The 19896-nt window shown below is 66.7% G+C and carries 20 protein-coding genes; 10 read left to right on the top strand and 10 right to left on the bottom strand.

Annotation, left to right across the window (positions count from 1 at the left end; all coding sequences use genetic code 11):
• The first annotated feature begins 83 nt into the window (after window positions 1-83).
• From BT183_RS15320 to BT183_RS15300, 5 genes are all read left to right on the top strand, one after another.
• Window positions 84-1421, top strand: coding sequence for an ABC transporter substrate-binding protein (locus tag BT183_RS15320; RefSeq protein WP_177282582.1), 1338 nt, complete (start codon window positions 84-86; stop codon window positions 1419-1421).
• A 119-nt stretch (window positions 1422-1540) separates the two neighbouring features.
• Entirely contained in the window at window positions 1541-2515 is a 975-nt protein-coding gene (locus BT183_RS15315; protein ID WP_084603593.1) for a carbohydrate ABC transporter permease, read from the top strand.
• Complete coding sequence (locus tag BT183_RS15310; RefSeq protein ID WP_072345136.1) at window positions 2512-3375, top strand: carbohydrate ABC transporter permease; 864 nt, start codon at window positions 2512-2514, stop codon at window positions 3373-3375. Before BT183_RS15315 ends, BT183_RS15310 begins: the two co-directional genes overlap by 4 nt.
• Before the next feature lie 4 nt (window positions 3376-3379).
• Entirely contained in the window at window positions 3380-4276 is an 897-nt protein-coding gene (locus tag BT183_RS15305) for a sugar phosphate isomerase/epimerase family protein (RefSeq protein ID WP_072345134.1), read from the top strand.
• Window positions 4277-4341: 65 nt separating this feature from the next.
• Window positions 4342-5094 (top strand): aspartate/glutamate racemase family protein, encoded by a 753-nt coding sequence (locus BT183_RS15300; protein ID WP_072345131.1) that lies wholly within the window; start codon window positions 4342-4344, stop codon window positions 5092-5094.
• 7 nt (window positions 5095-5101) lie between these two features.
• On the opposite strand, the gene BT183_RS15295 is transcribed toward BT183_RS15300, so the two are convergent.
• Window positions 5102-5854, bottom strand: coding sequence for an IclR family transcriptional regulator (locus BT183_RS15295; RefSeq protein WP_072346253.1), 753 nt, complete (start codon window positions 5852-5854; stop codon window positions 5102-5104).
• Window positions 5855-5934: 80 nt separating this feature from the next.
• Between BT183_RS15295 and BT183_RS15290 the strand changes: the two genes are divergently transcribed.
• The gene (locus BT183_RS15290; RefSeq protein ID WP_084603591.1) at window positions 5935-7116 is read left to right on the top strand and encodes an FAD-dependent oxidoreductase; all 1182 of its coding nucleotides are present in this window, start codon (window positions 5935-5937) and stop codon (window positions 7114-7116) included.
• Window positions 7117-7152: 36 nt separating this feature from the next.
• On the opposite strand, the gene BT183_RS15285 is transcribed toward BT183_RS15290, so the two are convergent.
• From BT183_RS15285 to BT183_RS20535, 7 genes are all read right to left on the bottom strand, one after another.
• Window positions 7153-8952, bottom strand: a complete 1800-nt coding sequence (locus tag BT183_RS15285) for an ABC transporter ATP-binding protein (RefSeq protein WP_072345127.1) — start codon at window positions 8950-8952, stop codon at window positions 7153-7155.
• On the bottom strand, window positions 8949-9806 hold the full coding sequence (locus BT183_RS15280; RefSeq protein WP_072346251.1) for an ABC transporter permease: 858 nt from the start codon (window positions 9804-9806) through the stop codon (window positions 8949-8951). Before BT183_RS15280 ends, BT183_RS15285 begins: the two co-directional genes overlap by 4 nt.
• Window positions 9807-9850: 44 nt before the next feature.
• The gene (locus BT183_RS15275) at window positions 9851-10792 is read right to left on the bottom strand and encodes an ABC transporter permease (RefSeq protein ID WP_072345125.1); all 942 of its coding nucleotides are present in this window, start codon (window positions 10790-10792) and stop codon (window positions 9851-9853) included.
• A complete protein-coding gene (locus tag BT183_RS15270) occupies window positions 10792-12342 on the bottom strand; it encodes an ABC transporter substrate-binding protein (RefSeq protein WP_072345122.1) in 1551 nt (516 codons plus the stop codon). The genes BT183_RS15275 and BT183_RS15270 overlap by 1 nt, the downstream gene beginning before the upstream one ends.
• A gap of 41 nt (window positions 12343-12383) precedes the next feature.
• A complete protein-coding gene (locus tag BT183_RS15265; RefSeq protein ID WP_072345120.1) occupies window positions 12384-13553 on the bottom strand; it encodes an NAD(P)/FAD-dependent oxidoreductase in 1170 nt (389 codons plus the stop codon).
• 14 nt (window positions 13554-13567) lie between these two features.
• Window positions 13568-13990 (bottom strand): Rid family hydrolase, encoded by a 423-nt coding sequence (locus BT183_RS15260; RefSeq protein WP_072345118.1) that lies wholly within the window; start codon window positions 13988-13990, stop codon window positions 13568-13570.
• A gap of 550 nt (window positions 13991-14540) precedes the next feature.
• Window positions 14541-14855, bottom strand: coding sequence for a hypothetical protein (locus tag BT183_RS20535; protein WP_143145838.1), 315 nt, complete (start codon window positions 14853-14855; stop codon window positions 14541-14543).
• A 474-nt stretch (window positions 14856-15329) separates the two neighbouring features.
• On the opposite strand from BT183_RS20535, the gene BT183_RS15250 reads away from it, so the two are divergent.
• On the top strand, window positions 15330-15731 hold the full coding sequence (locus tag BT183_RS15250; RefSeq protein ID WP_177282580.1) for a response regulator: 402 nt from the start codon (window positions 15330-15332) through the stop codon (window positions 15729-15731).
• Window positions 15731-16045 (top strand): hypothetical protein, encoded by a 315-nt coding sequence (locus BT183_RS15245; RefSeq protein ID WP_072345114.1) that lies wholly within the window; start codon window positions 15731-15733, stop codon window positions 16043-16045. Before BT183_RS15250 ends, BT183_RS15245 begins: the two co-directional genes overlap by 1 nt.
• Before the next feature lie 99 nt (window positions 16046-16144).
• Here the strand turns inward: BT183_RS15245 and BT183_RS15240 are convergent, their stop codons facing one another.
• The gene (locus tag BT183_RS15240) at window positions 16145-16942 is read right to left on the bottom strand and encodes an SH3 domain-containing protein (RefSeq protein ID WP_072345112.1); all 798 of its coding nucleotides are present in this window, start codon (window positions 16940-16942) and stop codon (window positions 16145-16147) included.
• Window positions 16943-17263: 321 nt separating this feature from the next.
• Between BT183_RS15240 and BT183_RS15235 the strand changes: the two genes are divergently transcribed.
• Window positions 17264-18766: a helicase HerA-like domain-containing protein gene (locus tag BT183_RS15235; protein ID WP_072346247.1), complete on the top strand. Its 1503-nt coding sequence runs from the start codon at window positions 17264-17266 to the stop codon at window positions 18764-18766.
• A 2-nt stretch (window positions 18767-18768) separates the two neighbouring features.
• Window positions 18769-19368: a hypothetical protein gene (locus tag BT183_RS15230; RefSeq protein WP_072345110.1), complete on the top strand. Its 600-nt coding sequence runs from the start codon at window positions 18769-18771 to the stop codon at window positions 19366-19368.
• Here the strand turns inward: BT183_RS15230 and BT183_RS15225 are convergent.
• Window positions 19357-19815, bottom strand: a complete 459-nt coding sequence (locus tag BT183_RS15225) for an ANTAR domain-containing protein (protein ID WP_072345108.1) — start codon at window positions 19813-19815, stop codon at window positions 19357-19359. The genes BT183_RS15230 and BT183_RS15225 overlap by 12 nt on opposite strands.
• Window positions 19816-19896 lie beyond the last annotated feature (81 nt).

Here is a 19896-nt window from a genome sequence, read left to right as displayed (position 1 = left end):
TCATTGTTGACAATCTTGTCGACGCGACACTACCGTCCATCATGCTTGGAGCAGGGTTCCAGCGTACGCAAAAGGAGATGGTGATGTCTACGTCGTTGAATCGTCGCTGGCTACTCATCGGGGCAGCTGCGGCTGCCTTGCTGGCGGGGGGCGCACATGCCCAGGACAAGCCGCTGGACCCGGCGCTGTATGAAAAGGCCGTCGCCAAGGTCAAGGAGATCGTCGGGGACGCCAAGCTCGATCCCACGCTCGAATATATCGGGGGCAACAGCGGCTCCGAGGGCGCGATCAAGCAGTCGCTGCACCAGGCCTTCACCGATGCCACGGGCACGGTGGTCAACTATACCGGCACCGGATCGTCCGCCGCCACCGCCGCTGCCGTGCAGGCGCGGCTGCAGGCCGGCAATCCGCCCGCCATCGCCGACCTGACGCTGGGCACCGCACGCGGGCTCGCCGCCGACGGCCACACGCTCGACCTCAGCGAAGCCGTGGGCCCCGAGGAACTGGCGAACTATTCCGCCACGCTGATCGACAGCCTGACCTATGACGGCAAGGTCTACGGGATCACGCTGGGCTTCAGCACCTTCATGATCTGGTACAATCCCGAAACCTATACCGGCCCCAACCCGCCCCAGAGCTGGGCCGATGTGGTCAAGTGGACAGAGGAGGTGGCCGCCACCGGCGCGACCCCCTGGTGCATGGCGCTCGAAGCCGGCGCGGGCACGGGCTTCCCCGGCACGCAATGGGTGCAGATCCTGTTCTCCAAGATGCATGGGCCCGAACTGCTGGCCCAGTGGAGCGCCGGCGAACTGCCCTGGACCAGCCCCGAGGTCAAATCGGCCTGGGAAGCGTTCGGCGCCATCGCGACGGTGGATGCCAATATCTATGGCGGTGCGCGCGGTGCGCTCTCCTCATCGATCTCGACCGGCTATAACGGCCTCATCGCCGACCCCCCGACCTGCCAGGCCGCCATGTGGGGCAGCTGGGTGCCGGGCCTGATCGGCGAGGGCATCGAGGAAGGCGTCAATATCGACTTCTTCCAGACCCCGAGCGACAATCCCGAATTCGCCAATACCGAGATCTTCAACACCGGCGCCACCGTGGTGTTGCAGGACAACCCGACCAGCCGCGCCTTCATCAAGTTCCTCGCCTCTGCCGAAGCCCAGACGCTTCTGGCCTCGGCCAATCACTGGGCCGTGGGCAATACCGCCGTGCCGCCCGAGACCTATAGCGGCGCCATGCTGCAAAAGGTGGCGGCGACTTATTTCCGCGACGGTGTCGACCTCGTCGCCCCGCCCGACATCATGTCGATCCCCGCCGTCGGTGCCGCCTTCAACCGTGGCATCGGCCGTTACCTGCAGGATCCTTCGAGCCTCGACCAGATCCTTGCCGACATCCAGTCGGCCGCCGAAGGCGAATGATACGGGAGCTTTTCGCCGCGTCCCTTAAGCGGTGAAAAGCTCCAAATCCTTGTTTTCCCGCGCTTGCGGCGGCGAACCGGTATCCACTTCGCCTCGCAGCGCTCCAGGGAGCACCAGCCTTGCAAATCTGGAACAATCTTCCCGTTCTTGTCTGCCTCGGTGCGGTGCTCCTGCCTTGCCTCGTCTATCTCTGGCTCGGGCTGGGTGAGCGCATACTCGCCCGGCTCGGCGCCGGAACCGCCCGCGTGCTGCGGCCCTGGTTCTGGCTCTCCCTGCCTCTTGCCGTCGTCGCCCTCGTCCTCGTCTATCCGCTCGTCGTCACCATCTGGCTGGCGCTGCGCAACAATCGCAGTACCGAATGGGTGGGGCTGAGGAACTTCCAATGGGCGTTTTCGGGCGAAATGATCCAGGTGATGGGCAACAGCCTGCTCTGGCTCGTGGCCCTGCCGCTGGGCACCATCGTGCTCTCGCTCGTCGCGGCGGTGCTGTTTGACCGGGTGAAGTACGAAAAGCTCGCCATCACCATCATCTTGCTGCCCACCGCCATTTCGTTCACCGCCGCCTCGATCATCTGGCGGCAGCTTTATTCCTACCAGCCCGCCGATGCGCCGCAGGTGGCGCTGCTCAATGCGATCTGGATGGGGCTGGGCGCATCCGAGCCGGTGGCCTGGCTTCAGACGCCCGTGCTCAACAGCATCTGCCTCATCGTGGTGGCGCTGTGGGCGAGCGTCGGGGTGGCGACGCTGATCGTCTCGGCGGGCGTCAAGAACGTGCCGGCCGAATTGCGCGAAGCCGCGCTGATCGATGGCGCCGGGGAATGGCGCATCTTCTTTCTCATCACCCTGCCGCAGATCGTGCCGGCCATCCTCGTGGTGCTGACGACCTCGGCGGTGTTCGCGCTCAAGGTGTTCGACATCGTCTACATCATGACCAATGGCCAGTATGGCACCGATGTGGTTGCCAACCGAATGTATTCCGAACTGTTCACGGCCAACAATGCGGCCCGCGCCAGCGCCATCGCCGTGCTGCTGCTGATCGCGGCCATTCCCATCGCGCTAGCCAATCTGCGGCTGTGGGAGAGGGTGGGCAAATGACCGGTCATTTGAAGGCGCTGCGGCAGGAACTGAAGGGGGGACGGCTGGCTCTGCACGCCATCGTGCTGGTGCTGTGCGCGCTGTGGTTCACGCCCATCGCAGGGCTGGTGGCCTCGTCGCTGCGCTCGCAATCGGAGATGGGCATCAGCGGCTGGTGGCAGATCTTTGTCGACCCCAAGGTGACGCTCGACAATTACGCGCGCGCCATCGGCTATGTCGGGGTGCTCAACGCTGCCGGCACCTCGCTGGCGCTCGCCATACCGGTGACGATCCTCACCACGCTGCTTTCGGCCATCGGTGCCTATGCGCTGGTGCGGCTCGAACCGCCCCGGGCGCGGCTCTTTGCGGCGGCTCTGGTGGTGCTGCTGGTGCTGCCCCCGCAGGTGACGGTGGTGCCGCTGCTCAAGCTCTTCGTCGCCATCGGCCTCAACGGCAAGGTGCCGGCGGTGTGGCTCTACCAGGTAGGCTTCACCATTCCCTATGGCGTGTTCCTGATCCGCGGCTTTCTCATTTCCATCCCCGAGGAAATCTTCGAGAGCGCCGTGATCGACGGCGCCAATCCGCTGCAGATCTTCACCGCCATCGTCATCCCGCTCTGTGCGCCCATTCTCGCGGCGCTGGCCATCCTGCAATTTCTCTGGTCGTGGAACGACCTGCTGATCCCGCTGATCTTTCTGGGCGGAGGCACCCTGGCGCCGCCGATCACCGTGCAGGCAGCCGGCATCGCCACCTCGAACGGGCAGGATGAGCCGGTGCTGATGGCCGCCACCTGCCTTTCGGTGGCGCTGCCCCTCATCATCCTCGTGTCGTTGCAGCGCTATTTCGTGCGCGGCATCGTTTCGGGCTCGGTCAAAGGATAGGCCAATGAAAGCCGGCTTCAGTTCGTTCTGCTTCAAGCCCCTGCTGCTCGAGGGCAGCATGGATGTGCCCGCCATGTTCCGCTGGATCGCCGAGCAGGGCGCGACCCATCTCGAGATCGCCACCCTCACCTTCACGCCCAAGGGCCGCGACAGCGCGTGGGAGCTGACCGATGAGCCCGAACTGCTGGCGGCGCTTGTCGCCGGTGCGCAGGAGACCGGGGTCGAGATCAGCGGCATCTGCATTCCCGCTGATTTCACCTCGGAGGACGCCGATGAGCGGGCCGCGCAGCTCGCCCGTGCCAAACGCGCCGTCGACACCTGCGCGCGGCTCGGGGCCCGTTATTTCCGCCACGACGTGACCGAATGGGCGCGCAAGGAAGCCGATTATGCCGAGTTCGAGGCGCTTTTCCCGCGCATCGCCGAGCTCTCGCAGGCGCTGGCCGACCACGCCGCGCCGCTGGGGGTGACGACGAGCGTTGAAAACCACGGCTTCTTCATGAATGGCAGCGAGCGGGTGCTGCGCCTCATCGCGGCGGTTGATCGCCCCAATTTCGGCGCCACCATCGATGTGGGCAATTTCCTCTGCGTCGACGAGGAGGCGCTGATCGGCACGCGGCGGCTGGCGAGCGCGGCGTCCTTCGTCCACCTCAAGGATTTCCACGTCCGCCGCAATGCCATCGGCCGCGGGCCGGGCTGGCTCCGAACGCAGTTCGGCCAGGAGATCTGCGGCTCCGTCATCGGTTATGGCGACCTGCCGCTCGTCGACATCGTCGCGGCGCTGCGGGCGGCCGGTTACGACGGATATGTCTCGCTCGAATTCGAGGGCAACGAGCCGGTGCTGTTCGGATGCGAGACGGGATTTCGGAACATGGGCCGGATCCTCGCCGAACGTTTCGCCTGAGGTTCCGCTGACGCCTTCATCGGGCGCGCTGCGCGGTGCAGCCCCCAGCAGACTGGATCGACCGGATGCCGAACGCAGGCGCCAAGCCCGTTATCTTGGTGATCAATCCCAATATCTCGCCATCCGTTTCGGCGAGCATCCTCGACCTGGTCCGCGACGAGCTGGGCGGGCGGGCCGAGGCGCGCCTCAGGACGGCCCCGTTCGGGTTCGGCTATATCTCGACCCATACCGGTCTCGTGCTGGCGGCCCATGCCGTGCTCGAGGTCTATGCCGATTATGTCGCCGAGGCCGGAGAACCCGATGCGGTGATCATCGCCTGTTTCGGCGATCCCGCCGTGCAGGCGCTGCGCGAGATCGCGCGCGTGCCGGTCATCGGCTTTGCCGAAGCGGGATTTCGCAAGGCGGCGCTCGGCCCGGGGCGCTTTCTCGTGGCCACCAGCGGCGCGATGTGGCTCGAGGTCTTGAGGCAGCTGGCCTTCAGCCTCGACCTGATCGAGAAGGTTTCGGGCTTTCTTGCGCTCGAGGGCGACACGCCCGCCGGCATGGCGCAGAGCCTCAGCCTGAAGGCCGCTGCGAGTGGGGCCGCCTCGATCGTTTTGGGCGGAGCGGGGCTCATTCCGACGCTGCCATCGATCAGCGCGCTTCTGGCCTATCCCGTGATCGATCCGCATCGCAGCGCCGTCGAGTTCGCGCTGGGGCTGATCGGGCAAAAGTCGCCGCCGCGCCCGACCTTCGCGCTCACCCTCAGCGGCGTGTCGCGCAACCTGACGCGCCTCCTCGCCGCGCCCGAGGATCATCGCCCCGTGCCGCTGCGATAGGGGCTCGTCAGTCGGGCTCGCATCGCTTGATGGCGGCGCTGATGATTTGCCCGATATCGGCGGCCTTTTGCGGCGAGAGCAGCGAGGCGGGGATGGCGATGGAAACGGCGGCGGCCGTTATGCCGCGGCCCGACCGGATCGGCACCGCGACGCCCCCGGCATCGGGATAGGTTTCCCCGATATCGTAGCTGAAGCCCAACGACCGGGCCCGTTCGAGTTCGCGCATCACCTTGGCGATGTCGGCGCTGTTGTATTTTGAAAAGCGCGGTTCGTTGTGCTGCAGGATGCCTTCGACGTCGGGCGGATCGAGGAGGGTCAGGATGCTCACCGAGCCGGGACCGATGCCCAGAGGCACGCGCCCGCCGACACCCCCGGTCAGGGTCTGCACGAAGGCGGTGCCCTCATGCATGTCCACGCAGATGGCATCGAAGCCGGCGCGCAGCATCAGATAGCTCGATTGCTCGGTGGCGGCCGCGACCTCCGTAACCGCCGGGCGATAGCGGCGCACCATTTCGCTCACCGAGGTCGCGCGGTTGGCGAGCCCGAAGATGGCCGGGCCGAGCCTGTAATGGCCGTAGCGGCCGGCCGGCTCCACGAAGCCGCGCTTGGAGAGCGCCATGAGGGCGCGGCGCGTGCCGGACTTGGCCTCGTCGAGCTTTTGCGACAGCGCCTGCAGCGACATCTCCTCCACGCCGGCATTGCCCAGCAGGATCAGGATCTCGCCGGCGCGTTCGGCATTGCTGGAACTCTCACTCGCCATAAAAATCTCCAAAGCCGGCCGTGTATGCCGTTTATCGGAATATCAACTATAGGCCAAAACCGATTATTGTACTATGATCCATGTCAACATCGGCAGAGAAGGGCAGGCGAACCATGTTCGACGTCGCGGTTGTTGGAGCAGGGATCAGTGGGTCGGCTACGGCCCATGAGCTGGCGCGGCGCGGCCATAAGGTGGTGTTGATAGATCAATACGGTCCAGCGTCAATGGCCTCGGGCTGGACGCTGGCGGGGGTACGGCAATCAGGCCGGCACCCTGCCGAGCTGCCGCTGGCACAGGCGGCGGTCGGCCGGTGGCAGACCCTGGCGGAGGAACTGGACGGGGAGACGCATTACCGGCAGGTGGGAAATCTGCGCTGCGCCCGCACCGAACCGGAAGCGGACCGCATTGCGGCAATCGTTGAGGATCATCGTCAGTCTGGCCTCGAAATGTCGCTGCTACGGGGCAGGGCGGTGCAGCAGATCGCTCCGCTCGTGTCCGAAAGCGTCATCTGCGCCTCTTTCTGCCCCAGCGATGGCCATGCCGATCCGCAGGCCACCGTGAACAGCTTTGTTGCTGCCGCCCAGCGGCTGGGTGCCGAGACCCGCTCCGGGGAGGCCGTCACCGGGCTCGTGATCGAAAACGGCCGCGCGACCGGGGTGACCACGGCGACCGAAACGATCAGCGCCGGGACGGTGGTGCTCGCCACCGGCATTTATGGCAACAGCCTCATCGCGCCCTATGGATACCATGTGCCCTACGAGGTGATGAGCGCGACGATGATGCGCTCGGTGCCGATGGAGGCGCCGCAGATGCCGGTGATCGGGGTCGCCAATGGCGATACCACGCTGCGCCAAGAAGTGGGCGGGCAGTTCCGCATCGGGGGTGGCCATGAGGTCTGGGATGGCCGGATGGCGCTCGACCCCTGGCCGCAGGTGCGGCCGCCGGCCCGGAGCGTGGCAACCCTCGTCGAGCGCTACAGCGCGCTGGTGCCCTCGCTCGGCGATGTCCGGCTCGACCGACTGTGGTGCGGGCTCATCGACCAGACGATCGATGCGCTGCCGGTGCTCGATATCCTGCCCGACGCCGGTGGGGTCGTGCTGGCTACCGGTTTTTCCGGCCATGGCTTCTGCCTGGGGCCCGTAACGGGCAAAATCCTCGCCGATCTGGCCGAAGCCGGCACGACGAGCTTCCCCATCGCGCCCTTCGCCATGGACCGGTTCGCCGGTCGCGCTGCGGGCAGCACAGTGGAACTGCATGGGTGAACGAAAGCGGCGCCCGGCGGGTCCGGGCGCCAGTCTTCAGGCGGCTTCCATGACGAAATGGCCGGGGCTCACTTGACGGTAGCGGGCCTGTGGCGGCGCATAGTCCAAAGGCCTGAGGGGGCTGCGCAGTTCCTCGGCAAGATCGCCGGTACGCCGCTCGCGGCGGCGCGCGGGATCGGCGACCGGCACGGCGGCCAGCAGCCTTTGGGTATAGGGGTGGGTGGGCGAACCGATCACGGCGGCACGCGGGCCGATCTCGACGATCCGGCCCAGATACATCACCGCGATGCGGTGGCTGATGCGCTCGACCACCGCCATGTCGTGCGAAATGAACAGGTAGGACAGCCCCAGATCGTCCTGCAGGTCGAGCATCAGGTCGGTGACCTGCGCCTTGATCGAGACGTCGAGCGCCGAGACCGCCTCGTCGGCGATCACCAGCTGCGGATTGAGCGCCAAAGCGCGCGCGATGCAGATGCGCTGGCGCTGCCCGCCCGAGAATTCATGCGGGAAGCGCGAGGCCGAGGCCGGATCGAGTTCCACCCGCGCCAGGAGTTCGGCGACCCTGTCATTGACCGCGCCGGCCTCCACCACCCCATGCACGAGCATCGGTTCGGCGATGGCCGACCCGATGGTCTGGCGCGGATCGAGCGAGCCATAGGGGTCCTGGAAGATCATCTGGATGCGCCGGCGGATGCGCCGCAGATCCTGCCCGTCGGATTTGAGCACGTCTGCGCCCTCGAAGCCCACCGTGCCCGAAACCGGCTCGTTGAGCCGCAGGATCGATCGGCCGGTCGTGGATTTGCCGCACCCCGATTCCCCGACCAGCGCCAGGGTCTCGCCCCGCGCGATGGAAAAGCTGACCCCTTCGACCGCGTGGATATTGGCGACGTGCCGGCCGAGAAGCCCCTGGCGCACCGGAAACCGGGTGACGAGGTCGGAGACCTCGAGAAGGGGCCTTCGGCGATCGTGCGTTTCGGCATCTCTTGCGATGGCCGGAGCGGCGCGCGGGGCGGCATCGGTCCGGGGGCGGAAGCGCTTGGGCCCAGTGTGGCTGGTCATGTCGCCCAGTCGCGGCACCGCGGCCAGCAGGTCCTGCGTGTAGGGGTTGCGCGGGGCGCTGAAGATCGGCCCGACCGGCCCCTGCTCCAGAAGCTCGCCATGGCGCATGACCAGCACGTCGTCGGCGATTTCGGCGACCACGCCCATGTCATGGGTGATGAACAGCACGCTGGTGCCGGTGTCGCGCTGCAATTCAGCCAGCAGGCCGAGGATTTCGGCCTGGATGGTCACGTCGAGCGCGGTGGTGGGCTCATCCGCGATCAAAAGGTTCGGCTTGCAGGCTAGCGCCATCGCGATCATCACGCGCTGGCGCATGCCGCCCGAGAAGGTGTGCGGATATTCCGAAAAGCGCCGTCCGGCATCGGGAATGCGCACGCGGTCAAACAGCCGCAGCACTTCGGTCCGGGCCGCGTCCGGCGAGAGATCGGTATGGTAGCGCAGGGCCTCAACCACCTGGTCGCCCACCCGCATCACCGGGTTGAGGCTGGTCATCGGCTCCTGGAAGATCATGCCGGCGAGCCGGCCTCGCGCCTTGCGCAACTCCTCCTTGCGCAGCGCCAGCATCTGCGTCTCGCCCAGCTGGATCGAGCCCGACACCACCGCCTTTTCCGGCAGGAGCCGCATGATCGAGAGCGCCGTGACGCTCTTGCCCGAGCCCGATTCCCCCACCAGCGCGAGGGTCTTGCCCGCTTCAAGCGAGAAGCTGATGCCCTTGACAACCTCGGCCCTGCCGAAGCGGACGCGCAGGTCTTTGACGTCGAGAACGGGAGCGGTCATGCGTTTTTCGCCAGTTTGGGATCGATCGCGTCGCGCAGTCCGTCGCCGATCAGATTGAGCGCCAGGACGAGCACCAGCACCGCCAGGCTCGGGAACAGCGCCACCGAATAGCTGTCGAGGATGTTCTCGAAGCCTTCGCGCACCATGCCGCCCCAGGTCGGGGTGGGGGGCGCGATGCCGAGCCCTATAAAGGCGAGCGAGGCTTCGGTGCGCACGGCCGTCGCCATCCAGAGCGAGGCCATGACGATGATCTCGGGCACGATATTGGGCAGGATGTGCCGGAACATGATGCGCAGGTCCGAAAAGCCGAGGGCCCGGCCGGCCTGCACGAATTCGCGCTCGCGCAACACCATCACCGGGGCGCGGGCGATGCGCGCGAAGGCGGGCACGGCGGTAAAGGCGATGGCGATGATGATGTTGGTGACGCTCGCCCCCAGCACCGCCACGAGGATGATGCCCAGGATGAGCGCGGGAAAGGCCAGCACGACATCCATGATCTGCATGATCACGATATCGATGCGCCCGCCGAAATAGCCTGCCACCAGCCCGATCAGGGAGCCGATGATTACCGCGAGCGTGATCGAGGCGATGCCGATCATCAGGGAATAGCGGGCCCCGTGCAGCAGGCGCGAGAGGATGTCGCGGCCGTAATAATCGGTGCCCAGCCAGTGGGCCCAGCTCGGGCCCTGCAGGCGATTGACGATGCGCTGCGCCACCGGATCATAGGGGGCGATCAGCGGGGCGAGGATCGCCAGAACCACGATGAGCAGGAAGATGATGGTGCCCACGAGCGTCGTGGGATTGTGGGTCAGCGCCTTGCGGGTGGCGCCAAGCGCATTGCCGGCCAGGAGCATGAATTCGCTGCGACGGGCGGGCGGGGAGACGTCGGTGGCCTTGCTCATTTGTACTGCACCCTGGGGTCGACGAGGCCATAGACGAGGTCGGTGGCAAGGTTCACCAGCACCACGATCAGGGTGTAGATCACCATCATGCCCTGCAGCATGGTGTAGTCGCGCTGGTTGAGCGCGCCGACGATCAGCTTGCCGAGGCCCGGGCGGTTGAAGACGATTTCGGTCAGCACCGAATTGCCGATCAGGATGCCGAGATAAAGGCCCACCACGGTGACCACCGGAATGAGGCAGTTGCGCAGCGCATGGCGCAGCACCACGGCCGTGCCCGATGCGCCCTTGGCCATGGCGGTGCGCACATAGTCCTGGCTCAGCACTTCGAGCATGGACGAGCGCGTGACACGGGTGACATAGGCCGCCATGATCAGCGCCAGATTGAGCGCGGGCAGCGTCAGGTCGCGCAGCTTGCCCCAGAGGTCGGTGCTTTGCCCGCTGCTGATCACCGGGAACCAGCGCAGCACGATGGCAAAGACCAGCAGCAGGACGATGCCCGAGACGAAGGCCGGGGCCGACAAGCCCAGCAGCGAGACGATGCGGGTGACGTAATCGGGGATGCGGTTGCGGTTGACCGCCGCCCAGATGCCGGCCGGCAGCCCCATCGCCACCCCCAGCACCAGCGCGAAGGCGGTAAGCTCGAGGGTGTGGGGCAGGACGTTGAGGATCTCCCCGATCACCGGACGTCCAGAAACGAGGGAGGTGCCCCAGTCGCCACGCAGGGCACCTCCCAAAAACTGCACATATTGCAGCCAGATGGGCCGATCGAGCCCGATGCGCTCGCGAAGGAGCGCGATGCTCTGCGCGCTGGCCTGATCGCCGAGAATGACGACCGTTGGGTCTCCGGGCAGAACCCTGATGACGAAGAACACCAGGGTCAGCACGGCGAACAGCGTCACCACTGCGAAGCCCAGTCTGCGCAGAACAAAGCCCAGCATCAGTTGGCCAGTCGTGTCGTTTCGTCGATCATGGGCGAGAGGTTCAGCGAGCCTGCCAGCGGATAGGCGAACTGCACCTTGTTGTTCCACGCATAGGGCTGGCCCATCTCGTAGAGCGGCACGGCACAGAGCGCCTCGACGATCTTGCGCTGGGCATCGGCCCAGAGCGCCTTCTGCTTTTCCGGATCGAGCTCGGTGCGGGCGGCGGTGATATCGGCATCGCCCACATCGCAGTGGGAGAAATTGGTCACGGCCGTCGGCGTCTGCACGATCGAGCGGGAATCGAAGAACTGGGTGAGGAAGATGTCCGCCACCGGAAGGCGGGCGGCCCCGTAATAGACCACCTGCGACAGGTCCTCGCGGATCTGGGCGTGGAAGGTGGGGTGGTCGACGAGCTCGAAATTGAGCCGGATGCCGGCTTCGGCCAGTTGGGCCTGCACCACTTCCATCGTGGTCAGCATGGCGGGCAGGGTGGTCTGCACCGTCTTGAGGTCGATGCCGTCGGGGTAGCCGGCCTCGGCGAGCAGGGCGCGGGCCTTTTCGGGATCATATTCGGGCAGGTCCTGCGGCTCGTGGCCGAGATAGCCCGAAGGGATCACCGAGGTCGCCTCGCGCGTCAGCATCTCGCCGCGGAAGGCGACGAGCCCGGCGCGATCGACGGCATGGGCAATGGCCTGGCGCACGCGGATATCGTCGAGCGGGGGCTGGCTCATATTGAGGTGCAGCTGGTGCAGCTCGTAGGGGCCGAGCACCTGCACCGTGGTATCGGGCAGTTGCGCGGTGCGGTTGAGCCAGCTTTCCTCGAAGCGGCCGTTCACGAGGTCGACTTCACCGGACTGGAAGGCGAGGTCGCGGCTCGAATCCGAGCCGAGATAGCGGAACAGGATCTCCTTGATCTGCGGAGCGCCGCGGAAATACTTCTCGTTGGCAATCAGGCGAACATATTGCTGTGACTGGTATTCGGCGAAGGCGAAGGGGCCGGTGCCCACCGGGTTGCGACCAAAATTCTCGCCGAGCGCTTCGCCCGCCGCCTCGCAGATGATCGAGCCGCCATTGAAGGGCACGAGCAGGCCCAGAACGGTGGGGATGGCGTTGGCGAGCTTGATTTCCACCGTGTGATCGTCGAGCGCGGTGATCTCTTCGAAGGCAGCATAGTCGCCGGCATAGCTCGATGTTTCGGGCGAGGCGGCGCGCTTGAGCGAATAGACCACGTCCTTGGCCGTCAGCGGGCCGTAGTCGCCCTGGCAGCTGACATCCTGGCGCAGAGCGAAGGTCCAGGTCAGCCCGTCTTCCGAAATGGTCCAGCTTTCGGCCAGGTCGGGCTCGATGGTGTCGAGCGAGAACTGGCCGGGAGCGGTGCGCACCAGCCCGTTGAACATCCAGTTGATGACGTTCTTGTCGAGCGTGGCGCTGGCGCGGTGGGGATCGAGGGTGGCCATGTCGTTGCCCGGCACGGCGACGTTGAGCGTCTGGGCGGTGGCGGCATGGACGCCGAGCCCGGCAAGCAGCGCGGCGGCGGCCGAATACAGTTTCAGTTTACGAATAGTCATCAGGCATTTCTCCCTCACTGAGAAACTCTATGGACTTCGCGTCAGCCGTGCAGCGTCGCTCCTTCGGTGAAGGCGCGGCTGTTGTGGAAACGGCTGTATTTGAAAGGCTCGATGGCAAAGCGCGGTGGCTTGCCCTGCACGATGTCGCTGACCAGCCGGCCGGTCACCGGGCCGAGGCAGAAGCCGTGGCCGGAAAAGCCCATGGTGACCACGAGGCCCTCGATGCCGACATCGCCATCGATCACAGGCAGGGCGTCGGGGGTCAGGTCGATGAGCCCGGCCCAGTAATCCTCGATCTGCGCGGCGGCGAAAGCCGGCACGACGTCGCCGAACAGCGCGACCACCTCGGCCATGCTGTGCCCGGTGGGCAGGACGCGCGGGCGCGGGCCGGCTTCGGTCTGGCGTTCGCCCAGCCCGCCATGCCAGTCCTGCAGGCCGCTGGTGACACGGAAGCGGCCATTATATTCCTGCCGGCCGGCGCAATCGGCATTGGCCACCCCGATGACCTGCTCGAGTACCGCATCGATGGGCACCGAGCGCAGCACGGTGACCATGGGTATCTGGAGGGGAACCGTGATGCCGAGTGGCTTCAGCACCTCATTGCCGAATATGCCCGCCGCCACCACCACGCGCGGGGTAGCGATGCGGCCCTTGTCGGTGACCACCGCCACGACGCGGCCATTCTCGACCTCGATGTCGGTCACCCGCTCGCCGAAGCGGGTCTTGGCGCCGGCGCGTTCGGCCGCCTTGACGAAGCCCATGACCGTGCTGGTGGGGTCGGCGCTGCCATCGGTGGGGCAGAACGAGGCCGTCAGCACATGCTCGGCGATGGCCGGGGCGATCTCGCGGATGTCCCGGTTCGAGGACAGAAGGCGCAGGTCCAGCCCGGCCGCCGTCTGGTCGGCGACGATGGCCTCGATGACCGGCACTTCCTCCGGCGTGCGGGCCAGCCGCAGATTGCCGCCGCGCCGGTAATAAGTGGGGCTGTCGAGCTCTTCGGCGAGGCTCGACCAGATCTCGACGGCCGCCCGGGCGAGCGGCAGTTCGGCCGGGTGCCGGCCGGACTGGCGGACGCCGGCGAGCGTCCAGCCCGAAGCCATCGCGGCGGGTCCGAAGCGATCGAGCAGCACCACGTCGAGGCCGGCCTTTGCCAGCTCGTAGGCGCTGGAGGCGCCGGAAATGCCGGCTCCGATGATGACGACGTCAGCCATCTGCCCGCTCCGCCTCAAACCGTGACCCGGGTCACGACATCGGGCGTGTCGGGGTCGCGGATATAGGCGATGACGGCCAGCTCGAGCTTCATTTCCTCATGGGGCTGGGTGCCGATGGCGATGGTGTGGGCCGGATCATTGCCGCCCACGCGCTCTGCGATGACTTCGAGGACGGGCTCGAGGTCTTCGCGCGTCGCGACCGAAATGTGGAAACGCACTGTGTCGGAGAGCCTGGCGCCGACGCCTGCCAGCGCGCCCGAAAGATTGTCGAGCGCCTGGTGCGCCTGCTTGCGCACGTCGGGCGAGATTTCGCGCGTCTGGTAGTTCCGGCCCGCCGTGTTGGACGAGTAGACCCAGTTCCCCACCTTCACCAGCCGGGAGAACTTGAACAGGTCCTCGTACTTGCTGCCACTCTTCACGCGTTCGACCGCAACCATCTTCCTGCACCTCAAGTCTTCTCTTTGGTCACCCCGCAGTGGGTGGCCATTTCTTGGGCATAGGAAAACGGCAACCAGCGGCTGTCAAGAATATTCCGATTAATGACATAAAAGAATTTTACATATGCCGAATATCGGAATTTACGGTGGAGCTGATGGGCTGGCCTGGGCGGTAGAGTGTGTTTGATCAACGGGTAAGGGTTCGATGAGGGGCAGTCGCGTCCGGGCTGGAGTGCGGGCAGCCTCGCTCAATGGCCGGCGAAGTCGCCCGCTCTCCGCCAGCCAAGTCTGCCTACATTGTCTGAGGACGGCCCCTCGGATCAGGGCCAGCGCAGGCCTGCCACGCGGGTTCCCCAGAGCAGCAGGGAGCCCTGATATGGGGCGTTCAACCGCCCGCTACGCCCGTGGGGCTGGCACAGTGCGCAATCGTACAGGAGGGTGTCAGGGGACGGCGGGCCGTGCGGCGCGTGCTTCCGTCGCCATGCCACAGCTTGCAGCACCACGGAGTTGCGGGCAATACGCTGGCAGGGTTCGTTGCCTCATCCCCGCATCAATGCCGGATGATAGCTTCATATTTTATGACGACCCCGTCTCGGACAATCCCGAGGCCCACATGTCCAGCCAGCGTGCCGACAAATCGGCTGCGGCAGACCCACAGTTCGTCGCCGTGCTCTATCTCGCGCGTCATACTCGCGATAACTTGGTCGCACCAAGCGCTCAGTTCTTCGCGCAGGTCGGGAAAGCTTGTGACAATGCGATCGACAAAATGTCGGAACACGACATCGCGGTCGGCCTTCTCGAGCGGCACCGGCTCCATTCCTGGTGCCAGGCGGGCTCGATCCGCCTTTGATAGTTCCTCACTCATGCCGCCCCCCCTAAAGCGGAGTCTAGTCCGGCCGCGGGCCGACCGGCTGGCCGCTCACTCTCGGGCCAGCGCCGGCGGCGCAAGTGCAGCGCGGCGGATCATGCTGGCTTTGGTCGTCATCGGCTATAACGACCGGAATCTGGTCTCCAGGGGCGATCTGCGTAGTTGAAGCTGGGAAACCCGGCGACAGTGGAGCCGACAAGGTTGCCATCGGCATCCTGAATGTTGAGGCTCTGAAAGATCTCGCCATCGATGATGGTGGTCGCGAGCCCGATCCGCCAGCCAGGATGGGATTGAAGGTTACGCCGTCAGGCTTTCAAGAGCGTTATTTATTGCACGCAGTTTGACTGGCGTGGCGGCTGGCCTCGTCGCGGCGGGGCATCGAGATGTTCGGCAGACTCCCATCCGCCAGCAGCGATGGCACGCAACCGTCCGGGCTTCTTCTCGTTCTGTGCTGTGGCCGAGGGAGGATTTATGGGCAGCACAATTCTGGTGGTGGACGACGACGCCTTCGTGCGGATGGACCTGGCGGAGATCGTGGAGGAGAGCGGCTTTGCGGCGTGCGAGGCGTGCAGCGTGGCCGAAGCGCTGGCGCTGATCGATGCGGCGCCCGAGCGCTTTGCCGCGGTGGTGACCGATATCCAGATGCCGGGCAGCCGCAACGGCATCGTGCTGGCCAACCATGTCGCCTATATGTGGCCCCATATCCGGGTGATCGTGATCTCCGGAGGGCGGGTGCCGCTCGAGGGACAATTGCCTTTTGCCACCCCGTTCATCGCCAAGCCCTATACGGCGCCGACCATTTCGGCCGCGATCCTCGGGGCTGTGGCCGACCTATCAGCGCGCCGCATGCCCGAGGGCACGCAGGTCTCCTGATGTCTCCGATCCGCACCCCGGACGGCCGCTATATCGTGGTCCGGGGCCGGCTCTGGCGCGCCTCCAATCCAGACCTTGGTGATGCCGAGCGGCAAGCGCTCGTGAACGATCTGATGGATGCGCGACGGCGCGTGGGCTCGACCTCCGGTGCGCTGCGGGCAGAGGCGCGGGCGGATGTCGATCGCGCCAAGCGCGCACTCGGCGAGCGGGGCCCGGTGTGGTGGACCGATGGCGCCCCCGATCTCAATCGGCACCTCGTGCGAAACACACTTTATGCCGACTGGTTCGCAGGGCTGAGCGCGAACGCGCTTTGACATGCGCGCGGTGATCGCAGCATGAGCGCGGCTCTATGAAATGAAACACCCGGCGCCGTGTGGCGTCGGGTGCTTCTTTGTCGAGATGTCGTCGCGAGATCAGTTCACGCAGGCCGGGAAGATGGGCGAACCGGGCCGGCAGGGAAGATCCGGGCGGCCGGGACCATCACCGGGGCGGCCGGGACCATCACCGGGGCGGCCGGGGCCATCGCCGGGGCGACCGGGACCATCGCCGGGGCGACCGGGACCATCGCCGGGGCGACCGGGACCATCGCCGGGACGACCGGGACCATCACCGGGGCGGCCGGGGCCATCGCCGGGACGGCCGGGACCGTCACCGGGACCATCACCGGGCCGACCGGGACCATCACCGGGACGGCCGGGGCCATCGCCGGGGCGACCGGGGCCGTCACCGGGACGGCCGGGGCCATCCCAGCCTGGACCACCCGGACGACCGGGACCATCCCAACCGGGGCGACCCGGGCCATCCCAGCCCGGACCGCCGGGACGACCGGGGCCACCCCAACCGGGACCCGGACGATCCGGACCATCCCAGCCGGGACGACCCGGACGCGGCGGGGGCGGCATGGGCGGGCGGCCGAAATTGAAGTTGAAATAGACGCGCGGACGTCCGCGCACCGCCGGCTCGGCCAGATAGCGGCCCGAGACCCAGCCATCGGGGCCCGGCTTGCTGATATAGCACCAGCCGGCGCGGCAGCCTTCGACATCGACCCGCTGGCCGGAGCGCAGGGAATCGACCACCGAGAATTGCGTGCCGGGGCCGGACCGCACATTGACCGTGCTGGTGGCAATCGCCGGCGCGGCCAGCGCCGCGACCGTCGTGCCCAGCATCGCCACGGCGAAGCCGCCGAGCGCAAGAGCGTGTTTGAATGACATTATCTTCTCCTTGCGGGAGACCGGCCGGGCTGTCAGCCTGGAGGTCGTCAGACCTCAAACCCGCGCCGCTCCCTTCGGTTCCTCAGATGGCGGAACATGCCCGCCGGGCGATGATCGCACTGGATCATCGGAGTTCGACGCTGCGCACACCCTGATCCTCACGGCATGAACCCGGCATGAATGGAATGCGGCGCCAACGTGGCGAGGGGGCCGGGCCCGAGGCCTACCCCACTGTCCCGCGACCATCCACAGGGCGGGCCGGCTTGTTCGATGCCCCGATCCGGCTATAAGGGCAGGGCCCCCGTGACCATGGAGCCCCTGATGCTGCTCGACGACGCGATTTTTCTGGGCGCGAGCACGCGGCCCGAATATCTGCTGCTGCGCTACGGCAACCGCCACGGGCTGGTGACCGGGGCGACCGGCACCGGCAAGACGGTGACCCTGCAGGTGCTCGCCGAGAGCTTTTCGCGCGCCGGGGTGCCGGTGTTCTGCGCCGATATCAAGGGCGACCTCTCGGGCATCGCCGCCACGGGCGAGATGAAGGATTTTCTCGCCAAGCGCGCCGAGGCGATCGGGTTCGACGATTACGGCTTTGCGGCGGCCCCGACGATCTTCTGGGACCTGTTCGGCCGGCAGGGCCACCCGGTGCGCACCACCATCTCGGAGATGGGGCCGCTGCTGCTTTCGCGCATGCTGGGGCTCAACGACACCCAGGAGGGCGTGCTCAACATCGCCTTCCGCGTCGCCGACGACGATGGGCTCTTGCTGCTCGATCTCAAGGATTTGCGGGCGCTGCTGGCCGAGATCAGCGGCCGGGCCCGCGAGCTTTCGGCGCGCTACGGCAATATCGCGCCGGCTTCGGTGGGCGCCATCCAGCGGGCGCTGCTGGTGCTCGAAGAGCAGGGCGGCAACCAGTTCTTCGGGGAACGGGCGCTGGCGCTGGCCGACCTGATGCGCACCACCACCGACGGGCGGGGCTATGTCTCGGTGCTGGCGGCGGACGAATTGATGCGCTCGCCCCGGCTCTACGCCATCTTCCTGCTCTGGCTGTTGTCGGAATTGTTCGAGGAGTTGCCCGAAGTCGGCGATCCGCCCAAGCCGCGGCTCGTGTTCTTTTTCGACGAGGCGCATCTCTTGTTCGACGATGCGCCCAAGGCGCTGATCGACAAGATCGAGCAGGTGGTGAAACTCGTGCGTTCGAAGGGCGTCGGGGTCTATTTCGTCACCCAGAACCCGATGGACGTGCCCGAGGCCGTGCTGGCGCAGCTTGGCAACCGCATCCAGCACGCGCTGCGCGCCTATACCCCGCGCGAACAGAAGGCGGTGCGGGTTGCGGCCGAAAGCTTCCGGCCCAACCCCGACTTTTCGACCGAGGCCGTGATCACCCAGATGGGGACGGGCGAGGCGCTGGTTTCGGTGCTCGAGGAGAAGGGCATTCCCTCGATGGTGGGGCGCACGCTCATTCGCCCGCCCTCTTCGCGCATCGGCCCGCTGAGCCCCGAGGAGCGCCGCGCGGTGATGGCATCGTCTCCCGTCGCCGGGCTTTATGACGAGGTCATCGACCGTGAGTCGGCCTATGAGGTGCTGAAGGCGGCGGCCGAGAGACGGGCGCGCGACGAGGACCTCGCCCGCGAGCGGGCGGAATGGGAAAAGCAGGAGACGGCGCGGCGCAAGGCCGAGGCGCCGCGCAAGACAGCGAGCCGCCCATCGAGCCGCCAGACCCCGATGGAAGCGGCGGTCAATTCCATGGCCCGCACCGTGGCCAACCGGCTGGGAGCGGCGCTCGTGCGCGGCATCCTGGGCAGCCTGTCGCGGAGGCGCTGAGCATGGCCCCTCCCGCCGGCACCCCCGCCATCGCCGTCTTCGCCTCGGACCGGGGGCCCGGCGATGCCGAGCGCGCCGCCCTGATGACGCAGGTGGGCAAGCACCTCGCCGATCATCGCGCCCACACGGTGTGCCTCGTGGAGGGCGTGGGTGCGCCGGTGCCGCTGATCACCAGCGCAAGACGGGCCGGGGGGCGGGTGTCGCTGGTGGCCGACGAGACGTTCCGCGCCCCCTCGGCCTTCGACGGCATGTCGGTGGAGCGCATCGCCGACCCCGAGGCGCGACTGGCGCGGCTGATCGAGCTGGCCGATGTGCTGGTGGCTTTGCCCGGCTCGCTCGCCTCGGCCTCGCAGCTCTACCTGGCCTGGGCGCGGGCGCGACGTACGCAGGCCGGCAAGCCGATCATCTTCTTTAATCGCCACGGGGCGTTCGAGGTGGTGCGCGGCTTTCTCGCCGATGTCGCATCCCACAGCATGCCTCATCTGGACCGGGCGGTGCAGTTCACCGATTCGCCCGAGGACATGTGGAACAAGATCAACTGGCTCCTGGCCGAGCGGGCCGCGCATCCGCCGGTGGCGAGCCCGCCACGGTCAGCCGAATAGCGGCACCACATTGTCGCCAAAGCGCGACCAGTCGACCGGCGCGAGGGCTGCCGGCTCGATCTCGGCGATGGCCGCGTCGCGCGCGAGGCGCGAGAGCCGCGCCCGCACCCGCTCCAGCAGGTAGCGCGGCGACATGGGCTTGAGCAGCACTTCATCGATGCCCGCAGCGCGCAGGGCGCGGATGCGCGCCGAGGTCATGCCCGAGCAGAGCCCCATCACCGCGCAGCCGGCCGCGATGCCGGCCTTGAGATCGACGAGGTCGGCCTCCGTCCAGTCGTCGAGATCGATGACGAGGATGTCGATGGGCGCGAGGCGCGCATAGGCGGCAAGCCCCACCGCCGCCTCGAAGCTGCGCACCTTGAGCATCGGGGCCGAAGCCAGCGTTGCCGAAAGGATCGAGCCCAGAGCGGGATTGTCGAGCAGCACTGCCACCGTGCTTTGCCGCATGCACCGGTCTCCGACATGGTTAACGGTGCCTTAGCATGTTCGTTCGGGCCTGCGAAGATGCTCGCGGGCCCGGCAGGGGCG

Source organism: Devosia enhydra (genome assembly GCF_900119845.1).
GTDB lineage: Bacteria > Pseudomonadota > Alphaproteobacteria > Rhizobiales > Devosiaceae > FPKU01.
The sequence above is the reverse complement of the archived record's forward strand: the minus strand, read 5'-3'. Positions and strand labels throughout refer to the sequence as shown.

What these genes read in the sequence shown, in the direction of transcription:
- BT183_RS15320 (WP_177282582.1), top strand. Translation starts at nt 84, where the DNA reads ATGTCTACGTCGTTGAATCGTCGCTGGCTACTCATCGGGGCAGCTGCG.
- BT183_RS15310 (WP_072345136.1), top strand. Translation starts at nt 2,512, where the DNA reads ATGACCGGTCATTTGAAGGCGCTGCGGCAGGAACTGAAGGGGGGACGG.
- BT183_RS15305 (WP_072345134.1), top strand. Translation starts at nt 3,380, where the DNA reads ATGAAAGCCGGCTTCAGTTCGTTCTGCTTCAAGCCCCTGCTGCTCGAG.
- BT183_RS15300 (WP_072345131.1), top strand. Translation starts at nt 4,342, where the DNA reads ATGCCGAACGCAGGCGCCAAGCCCGTTATCTTGGTGATCAATCCCAAT.
- BT183_RS15295 (WP_072346253.1), bottom strand. Translation starts at nt 5,854, where the DNA reads ATGGCGAGTGAGAGTTCCAGCAATGCCGAACGCGCCGGCGAGATCCTG.
- BT183_RS15290 (WP_084603591.1), top strand. Translation starts at nt 5,935, where the DNA reads ATGTCAACATCGGCAGAGAAGGGCAGGCGAACCATGTTCGACGTCGCG.
- BT183_RS15285 (WP_072345127.1), bottom strand. Translation starts at nt 8,952, where the DNA reads ATGACCGCTCCCGTTCTCGACGTCAAAGACCTGCGCGTCCGCTTCGGC.
- BT183_RS15280 (WP_072346251.1), bottom strand. Translation starts at nt 9,806, where the DNA reads ATGCTCCTGGCCGGCAATGCGCTTGGCGCCACCCGCAAGGCGCTGACC.
- BT183_RS15275 (WP_072345125.1), bottom strand. Translation starts at nt 10,792, where the DNA reads ATGCTGGGCTTTGTTCTGCGCAGACTGGGCTTCGCAGTGGTGACGCTG.
- BT183_RS15270 (WP_072345122.1), bottom strand. Translation starts at nt 12,342, where the DNA reads ATGACTATTCGTAAACTGAAACTGTATTCGGCCGCCGCCGCGCTGCTT.
- BT183_RS15265 (WP_072345120.1), bottom strand. Translation starts at nt 13,553, where the DNA reads ATGGCTGACGTCGTCATCATCGGAGCCGGCATTTCCGGCGCCTCCAGC.
- BT183_RS15260 (WP_072345118.1), bottom strand. Translation starts at nt 13,990, where the DNA reads ATGGTTGCGGTCGAACGCGTGAAGAGTGGCAGCAAGTACGAGGACCTG.
- BT183_RS20535 (WP_143145838.1), bottom strand. Translation starts at nt 14,855, where the DNA reads ATGAGTGAGGAACTATCAAAGGCGGATCGAGCCCGCCTGGCACCAGGA.
- BT183_RS15250 (WP_177282580.1), top strand. Translation starts at nt 15,330, where the DNA reads ATGGGCAGCACAATTCTGGTGGTGGACGACGACGCCTTCGTGCGGATG.
- BT183_RS15245 (WP_072345114.1), top strand. Translation starts at nt 15,731, where the DNA reads ATGTCTCCGATCCGCACCCCGGACGGCCGCTATATCGTGGTCCGGGGC.
- BT183_RS15240 (WP_072345112.1), bottom strand. Translation starts at nt 16,942, where the DNA reads ATGTCATTCAAACACGCTCTTGCGCTCGGCGGCTTCGCCGTGGCGATG.
- BT183_RS15235 (WP_072346247.1), top strand. Translation starts at nt 17,264, where the DNA reads ATGCTGCTCGACGACGCGATTTTTCTGGGCGCGAGCACGCGGCCCGAA.
- BT183_RS15230 (WP_072345110.1), top strand. Translation starts at nt 18,769, where the DNA reads ATGGCCCCTCCCGCCGGCACCCCCGCCATCGCCGTCTTCGCCTCGGAC.
- BT183_RS15225 (WP_072345108.1), bottom strand. Translation starts at nt 19,815, where the DNA reads ATGCGGCAAAGCACGGTGGCAGTGCTGCTCGACAATCCCGCTCTGGGC.